Genomic DNA, 8,063 nt, shown 5'->3' with positions numbered 1-8,063 from the left:
ATCGCGATCATTCCGCCCTTGCTCGCGCTGTAATTGACCTGCCCGGCGTTTCCCATTTCGCCGACGATCGAGGCGATGTTTACGACCGCACCGAAGCGCTTTTTGCTCATTAGCTTTAAAGCTTCGCGGCAGCCGATAAAGGCGCTGCTTAAATTTGCTTCGATCACGCCCATGAAGTCTTCCAGCTTCATCCTAAGCGCGAGCTTGTCGTTCGTGACGCCCGCGTTATTTACGAGATAGCTTAGCTCGCCGTCGCTTTGCGCGATCAGGGCAATCGCCTCGCTAAATTCCGCCTCGTTCGTCGCGTCAAATTTTATCACGGCACCCTCTCCGCCGTTTGCGCGGATCTCCTCTAGCAGCGCGTCGGCTATCTCGGGCTTTGAGCGATAATTAATCCACACCTTAAGCCCATAGCCCGCTAAAGTCCTTGCAATCTGCGCGCCGATACCGCGGCTTGCGCCCGTGATTAAAACATTTTTCCCGCTAAATTTCATACTTATCCTTTTGTTAAAATTTTAATCTCTAGCGTAAATTTATCCAAATTTACCTAAATTTTAGCAGTTTAAATCTACTCGCGACCTGCGCCGTTGAAATTTCAAAATAGTGCCTCGTCCATCTCCGCGGGCTTTGGCAACCCCATTAGCTTTAGCACGGTCGCTGCGACGTTACTAAGCCCAAGTCCGCTTTTTAGCTCGCGCACGCCCTCGCCCGCGACAAAACAAAATACGTCAAAGGTCGTGTGGTTGGTTAAAATTTCGCCGTCCGCGTCTCGCATCGCCTCGCAGTTGCCGTGGTCGCTGATCTGGACATAGGCGTAATCGTGCGCCCTCGCCGCGCCTAAAATTTTACCGATGCACTCATCCACCGCCTCGACCGCCTTTACCGCGGCGTCATAGTTGCCAGTATGGCCGACCATATCGCCGTTTGCGAAATTTACGACGATGAAATCTATCCCCGCTTCGATGCCGCGGATCACCGCATCGCACACCGTAGGCGCGCTCATCTGCGGCTGCTCATCGTAGGTTTTTACTTTCGGGCTTGGTATCAGCACGCGAGTTTCGTTCGGCAGCGGCTCCTCGACGCCGCCGTTAAAGAAAAACGTCACGTGGGCGTATTTTTCGGTCTCGGCAGTGTGAAGCTGCGTAAGACCGGCGTCTGCGATCACTTCGCAAAGCGTGTTTTTAAGCACGGGCTTCTCAAAAAGCAGAGGAAATTTAAAGCTCGCATCGTATTCGCTCATCGTGATTAAATTTTTCACGACGAACTTCCGCTTGAATTCGCTAAAGCTCTCATCGCCCAAAGCCGCGCAAAGCTCTCTAGCGCGATCGTTTCTAAAATTTATAAAAATCACTCCGTCATCCGCGCCGATACCGCTAAAGTCGTTAAAGCTTGCAGGCTCGATAAACTCGTCGCTCACGCCGCGTTCGTAGCTTTGCAGTATGTATTCGCTAGGCGAAATTTCAAGCGGCGCCGCTTCACCCATAAGCACGTCGTAAGCGCGCTTTACGCGATCAAAGCGCTTGTCGCGATCCATCGCGTAAAAGCGCCCGCACACGCTCGCTACTTTACATTTAGCCTCCAGGCGCTTTAAAAATTCCGCTCCGCTGCTCGGCGAAACGTCGCGCCCGTCGGTGATAGCGTGCGCCCATGTCTCGCAACCCGCATTCTGCGCTATATCACAGATCGCGTCAAAATGGCGCAGATGCGAATGCACGCCGCCGTCGCTGTAAAGCCCTATGACGTGCACTCTGCGGCATTTAGCGAGCAGGTTTTGCAGCGCTTCGTTTTTCTCAAGCGAGCCCTCATCGATCGCGCGATCGATTTTGACTAGGTTTTGATACAGAATCCTACCGCTTCCGATCGTCATATGCCCTACTTCGCTGTTTCCCATCTGACCCTGCGGCAAGCCCACGGCAAGCCCTGAGGTGCGCAGCAGCGTATTCGGAACGTTTTTAAAAAGATAATCATAGGCGGGCTTTTTTGCGTTTGCGAACGCGTTAAATTTATCGCTCGCGTTAAAGCCGATGCCGTCGGTGATAAGTAAAATCGTCTTTTGCCCCATTTTGGCTCCTAAATTTCGTCTAAATTTCGCCGTGCAGGCCTTTTGAGGCGGATCTGCGGCGCTGTTTTTACGAGCGGCATTATACTTTCTTTTAGCAAATGCGACAAAATTTCATCCGCCCTAAAAGCTAAATTTTACCTCTTTTATACTAAAATGCGCGTTTTCATATAAAATTTCATAAAATTTAAAAGGCAAACTTTGTTTTATTATCTCTATCATCTTACGAATATAAATTTTTTCCAATACATCACCGCTCGCGCAGGCCTTGCGTTTTTTATCGCTTTTTGTTTTTCGGTCTGGGCTATGCCGCGGTTTATCCGCTGGGCGCAAAATAGACACGCCGCGCAGCCCATCTACGAGCTCGCGCCGCAAAACCATCAGAAAAAGAGCAAAACCCCCACGATGGGCGGGCTCGTTTTCGTTACCGCCGCGGTGCTCGCAAGCCTGCTGTGCGCCAAGCTAAACAACGTCTTCGTGCTCTGCGGACTACTTTGTTTGGTGGGCTTCGGCTACATAGGCTTTAAGGACGATATCTCTAAAATTTTAGGTCGCCAAAACCACGCAGGTCTTAGCGCACGGGCTAAATTTGCGCTGCAAAATTTCTTGGCGTTTCTGATCGGGGCTACGCTTTATGCTTTTAGCGACCTGGGCGGGGAATTTTTCGTGCCGTTTTTCAAATACCCTCTGCTAAATTTATGGATCTTCGCGCCGCTGTTTTGGACGATCGTGATAAGCGCGAGCTCAAACGCGGTAAATTTAACCGACGGGCTAGACGGGCTAGCGACCATTCCATCGGTATTCTCGCTCTGCAGCTTGGGCATATTCGCCTATCTTTGCGGGCATGCTATCTACTCGCAGTATCTCTTGCTACCGCGCGTCGCAGGCGCAGGCGAGGTCTGCATCATCGTCTCGGCGCTCATCGGCGCGCTGCTTGGGTTTTTGTGGTTTAACTGCTACCCCGCCGAAGTCTTTATGGGCGACAGCGGCAGCCTCAGCGTAGGCGCGTTTTTAGGATACTGCGCAGTCATCACGAAGAATGAAATTTTACTCATAATGATCGGCTTCGTCTTCGTCATCGAAACGCTCAGCGTGATCTTGCAGGTGGGCAGCTTTAAAATTTTCAAACGCAGAATTTTCCTGATGGCGCCGATACACCACCATTTCGAGCTTAAAGGCTGGGTCGAAAACAAAATCATAATCCGCTTTTGGATCATCGCGCTGATCGCAAATATCATAGCGCTGACGTCGCTGAAACTGAGATAAAATGCGAGCGCAGATTAAATGTGGCTTTTTGAAAGATGCGAGAAGGGCGGCGAAATGAGCGAGCTTAGCGCGGGCAAGATAACTCAAATTTTATGGGGCGAAAGGAGAGAAAAATGAAAAAATCGCTATTTGGCTACGGGCTTACGACCAGAGCGATCGCCGAGCACTGCCAAAAAGACGGCGGCTGGGAGATTTACGACGATAAATTTGAAATTTCTTCTGGCGCGCCGAAGCTGGACGAGTTCGGCAACGCGCTTTTAAACCCAAGCGAGTTCGACCCCGCTGCAAGCAAGCTTGAAATCCCAAGCCCCGGCTTTCCGCCGCATCACGAGCTGGTGCGAAAGGCACGAAATTTAATCAGCGAATACGATTATTTTGACGATTACGAAGGCCTTAAAATTTGGATCAGCGGCACGAACGGCAAGACGACGACGACGAAGATGACGCAGCACTTGTTAGAGCGATACGGCTCGCAAATGGGCGGCAACGTGGGCGTTCCACTCGCAAAGCTTGATAAAAGCGCCAAAATTTGGGTGCTGGAGACGAGCTCGTTTACACTGCACTACACCAAGCACGCGCGCCCCGACATCTACGTGCTGCTTGCGATCACGCCCGATCATCTCAGCTGGCACGGCGATTTTGCGGAGTATGAGCGCGCCAAACTCTCGCCGCTGCTAGCGATGCGCGAAGGCTCCGTGGCGCTGATCCCGCGCGCCTACGAAAACTCCACCGCCGCGCAAAATAGCCTAACTCGCGTGATCTGCTACGAAGACGAAGCGGATCTGGCACAAAAATTCGGCATCGATCTGGGCGAGATAAAATTTCGTACCCCCTTTTTGATCGACGCACTTTTGGCGCTGTGCGTGGAGAAAATTTTATTCGACAGATGCGACGCCATGCGACTAAACGACTTCGTGATCGAAGGCAATAAGCTAGAGGAGTTTACCGACGTGCGCGGCAGGGTCTGGGTCAATGACACGAAGGCGACCAACATCGATGCGTGCGCGCAGGCGCTGAAGCGATACGCGGGGCGCAAAATACATCTGATCCTTGGCGGCGACGATAAAGGCGTGGATCTGCACCCGCTTTTTGCGGAGTTTAAAAAATACGATCTGCAAATTTACGCGATCGGCTCAAACACCGATAAAATCATGTTTTTATGTGACGAATACAGACTTCCTTGCGTGCGCTGCGAAATTTTACAAACAGCGGTGAGCGAAATTTCGAATCGGTACCGAGGCGCGGATTTTGAAAAAAGCGGCGCGAGCGAATTGGAAGTACAAAATTCAAGCACGGATAGCAGGTGTGACGGCGACAGCAAGGCAAAAGAAAGCGCAAAGATCGGCGAAAATACGCCGTATGAAGGCGGCGGCTCATCTACTGCAAGTGACAACGCCTCTTTGACGAAACGCCGCGCAAACGACGGTGAAACTCGGAATTCGCAGAATTCTAAAAATTTCGAAAATTTTAAAAATTCCATGCATTCTGCGAGCGAAATAGCGCTGTTAAGCCCTGCATGTGCCAGTTTGGATCAATTTAAAAGCTACGCCGAACGCGGCGAATTATTTAAAAAACAAGTCGCACAGCTCAAATAAAGGCCTATCGAGGTTGGCCAGATCGGGCTGGGATTTTATTTAATACAGCATGCAATCGCATTATAAAATTTCAACGCTTCTGCTGCACGGATATATCTAAGTAAATCTAGCTGAAACATGCATCGCAACGTCGCATTATCGGCTTTGGCGCAATGTTTATAAAGATGCCGTTGTTACTAAGTTTGATTAAAGTGTGAATTTTTGATGCTAAATTTAATCAATCGCCCCTCATCTGTCCGTTATATGCGTAAATTTAAAATGACGTAGCGATCCTTTGGCGCAAATTTATCTACTTTGCACAGTTTAAAACCAAGCATACAATTTGCAGAATCGGCTAAATAGTAAAATTTTATATCACTTTGCTTTTTAGATCGATAGCCCGTTTTGATTATTGCAAATTGCTGCATAAGCAATATTTTTCGCTACTAAAATTTATAAAATTTTAACTGAGCAAATTTGACCGTTTCCGAGCATAACATGCAAAAATCTAGCGAAAATCGAGGATTTTAACCGAGATTTAAGTATTGCATGGCTAAAATTACTTTTCTTTTTCGGTGGTTGGATAGCTCAGTCGGTAGAGCAGCAGACTGAAAATCTGCGTGTCGGCAGTTCGATTCTGCCTCTAACCACCATTGCCTATTTTTTACAATCTAATACAATTTAACAAAATCCCTAAAATACGGACTTCAAGCGATTTTAGCCCTCTAAAGCAGTCTAAAATAATCAAGCAAAGCTAGCAATTTAAAAACATTTTAAAAATATTTTTGGCAAAATTCCAAAAGTCAAGCGAAAAAATATTTTTAAAACTTACTAAATGCCCTATTTAACGGGCTTACAAAGCACTCCAAAAAATGTTTTAAAACGCTTGAAACGCCTAAAATAGGGTTTTGTGAAGCTTAAAAAAACGCCCTCGAGGCAAAAAATATTTTAAACCTCATCAAATCCCCAATTTTAGGCACGCAGAGAGCAAAAAGGCGGCGATTTTAAAAATATTTTTGCGCGGGATTTTGAGCTAAAAACCGAAAAAATATTTTTAAATCGTCTCAAATAACGCATTTAAGGGAGTTAAAACGTAATGGCTAGGATAGTCAAACCGCTTAGCGATAAGCAAATCAAAGAGGCAAAGCCGAAAGCCAAAGACTACAAGCTCACGGACGGCGACGGCTTAGGGCTGATAGTAAGCAAGAGCGGGCGCAAGCGCTGGGTATTCGCTTTCATTAGCCCCGATACTGGCAAGCTGAATAACACGGGGCTAGGCAACTACCCCGTTTTATCGCTAGCCGAAGCGCGAGAGAAGCGAACCGAGCTTAAAAAGCTAGTGATGAGAGGTATCGACCCTATCACGGAAAAGAAGCGCGCCAAAGCTCAAAGAATAAGCGAGCATAATCTCAGTTTTGAAAAGGTCTTTAACGAGTGGCTAGAGCTTGAAGCTAAAAGCATACTGCCCCAAACGCTAAAGACCAAGCGCGGACGCATTGAAAACCACGTAATGCCGATACTAAAAGATAGAGGCATAAAAAGCATTACTCACGGCGAGATAGCGGACATCCTTAAAGAAACGTCAAAGACTACGCCGCAAACTGCTGAGATAATCAACCAAATTTTAAACCGCGTCTTTTTATTCGCCGTATCGAGCGGCTACGCCGAGGTTAATATTATGGCGAATATTGACGCCAAAAGTCTGATACCTAAAACCAAAGTCGAGCATTACGCCAAGCTAACCGAGCGCCAGGACTTAAAGGCATTTTTTAACGCCATTTATGATTACCCTCATTTTGAGACGATTAAAAACGCGATGAAGCTATGCCTACACCTGCCGCTAAGAGCCGCACCGCTGTCGCGTCTAAAATGGGATTACGTAAATTTCGATAGGAGGCTTTTAACCATTCCACGCGCCGAGCAGAAAATCAAGCGCAGCGAGATAGGCGATTTCAAATTGCCGCTTAGCGATGAGGTTATGCGGATACTTGAGAACCAGGCGAAATTAAGCAGGGCATACGAGTATATTTTTATTAACTCGCACTTTACGGGGCATATCCACAAAGACACCGCCACGAACGCGATTAAGGGCTTTGACTTTAGAGACAGACAGACGGGACGCGTCGTAACCCTGCATAGCCTACGGGGCATATTTATGACGCAGGCGTTTAATAATATGCAAAAGCACGGAGTAAGCAAAGAGGCTATCAAAAAGGCGCTAGACCACCTACACGGCGATAAAGTGGATTTAAGCTATTCCGAAAAAGCCGATTTTTTGGACGAGCTTAAAATCTTGCTGGACTGGTGGAGCGGCTACATACTCGAAATAAAAAATAACTAGGAGGCAATATGGCGAAGTTATCAGAGCCAAGAGATACGCAAAGTGCAAAAGACGAGAGAGAAAAACGAGAGACAGAGGCGATAGAACAAGTTCTAATTGATATCAGAAAAAGATTAAGAATTGCTGATAAAGCAAATCGTAATTTTGATTTGTTAATAGCCTTTAATGGGATGATGAACGAAACCATTGATGAGTCTTTTTGCATTACACACGACCCCAATTTATTCCCAGAGTTTAAAATTTTAACTCACTTTTATCAATCAGAGGAGGCAAAAAACGAAATTTTAACCGCTTTCGTAGATTTTTTTAAAAATATTATGGAGGCAAAAGCTAAGAAAAATGATATCATCATAAGATATGAAAACTACCTAGAAGCTATTGAGCTTTTAAATCACGCTTTTTATTTTAGCGAGTATTCAACTGGCGAGCCGTATATCCGCGACCCTTTTGGTCGCAATTGCGATTGTGACCCTTATCCAGAATACGAAAGATTTATGAGAGCAGCAACCGAATATTTTGCGCCGTTTAAAGAGCAAAAAGAAAGATACGATCTTTTAAACAACACTCAAAAGATAAGAGATAAATTTTCAGATACCTTGATTTTAAAAGCGAGAATGTATCAGATTGTCGGCGTGGATAAAAACAAAAAAGCTACGCTAGCAAATAAAATTTACAAATATTTTTACCCCAACGATAAAGACGCATAATCCGCCTAAAAATATTTTTAGCCACTATAAAAGTCCTATTTTTAGGGCTTTTAGGTTTTTCAAACCTCATCAAATATCCGTAAATTTAATTCAAAACAACCATTTTACCTACCTGG

Annotated in this window: 5 protein-coding genes, 1 tRNA gene and 1 pseudogene; 5 read left to right on the top strand and 2 right to left on the bottom strand. The window is 46.4% G+C overall.

What is annotated here, in order from left to right; genetic code table 11:
- Nucleotides 1-494 (bottom strand): SDR family NAD(P)-dependent oxidoreductase (locus Q0620_RS09610; protein ID WP_298784804.1); only part of this gene is annotated, 494 nt, incomplete at its 3' end.
- 101 nt (nucleotides 495-595) lie between these two features.
- Entirely contained in the window at nucleotides 596-2,062 is a 1,467-nt protein-coding gene (gene gpmI, locus Q0620_RS09605) for a 2,3-bisphosphoglycerate-independent phosphoglycerate mutase (protein WP_298784803.1), read from the bottom strand.
- Nucleotides 2,063-2,260: 198 nt separating this feature from the next.
- On the opposite strand from gpmI, the gene mraY reads away from it, so the two are divergent.
- The 5 genes and pseudogenes from mraY (at nucleotide 2,261) to Q0620_RS09580 (ending at nucleotide 7,947) form a co-directional block, all read left to right on the top strand.
- Nucleotides 2,261-3,325, top strand: coding sequence for a phospho-N-acetylmuramoyl-pentapeptide-transferase (gene mraY / locus Q0620_RS09600; protein ID WP_297997377.1), 1,065 nt, complete (start codon nucleotides 2,261-2,263; stop codon nucleotides 3,323-3,325).
- A 113-nt stretch (nucleotides 3,326-3,438) separates the two neighbouring features.
- Nucleotides 3,439-4,563, top strand: a pseudogene (gene murD / locus Q0620_RS09595) (UDP-N-acetylmuramoyl-L-alanine--D-glutamate ligase); the annotation flags it as partial.
- Between the two features lie 913 nt (nucleotides 4,564-5,476).
- A tRNA-Phe gene (locus tag Q0620_RS09590) sits at nucleotides 5,477-5,552 on the top strand.
- Between the two features lie 443 nt (nucleotides 5,553-5,995).
- Complete coding sequence (locus Q0620_RS09585; protein WP_298784785.1) at nucleotides 5,996-7,240, top strand: integrase arm-type DNA-binding domain-containing protein; 1,245 nt, start codon at nucleotides 5,996-5,998, stop codon at nucleotides 7,238-7,240.
- Nucleotides 7,241-7,248: 8 nt separating this feature from the next.
- Complete coding sequence (locus Q0620_RS09580) at nucleotides 7,249-7,947, top strand: hypothetical protein (protein WP_298784783.1); 699 nt, start codon at nucleotides 7,249-7,251, stop codon at nucleotides 7,945-7,947.
- Nucleotides 7,948-8,063: the final 116 nt, after the last annotated feature.

Origin of the sequence: uncultured Campylobacter sp., from assembly GCF_938017615.1 — a bacterium.
Lineage (GTDB): Bacteria > Campylobacterota > Campylobacteria > Campylobacterales > Campylobacteraceae > Campylobacter_B.
The sequence above is the reverse complement of the archived record's forward strand: the minus strand, read 5'-3'. Positions and strand labels throughout refer to the sequence as shown.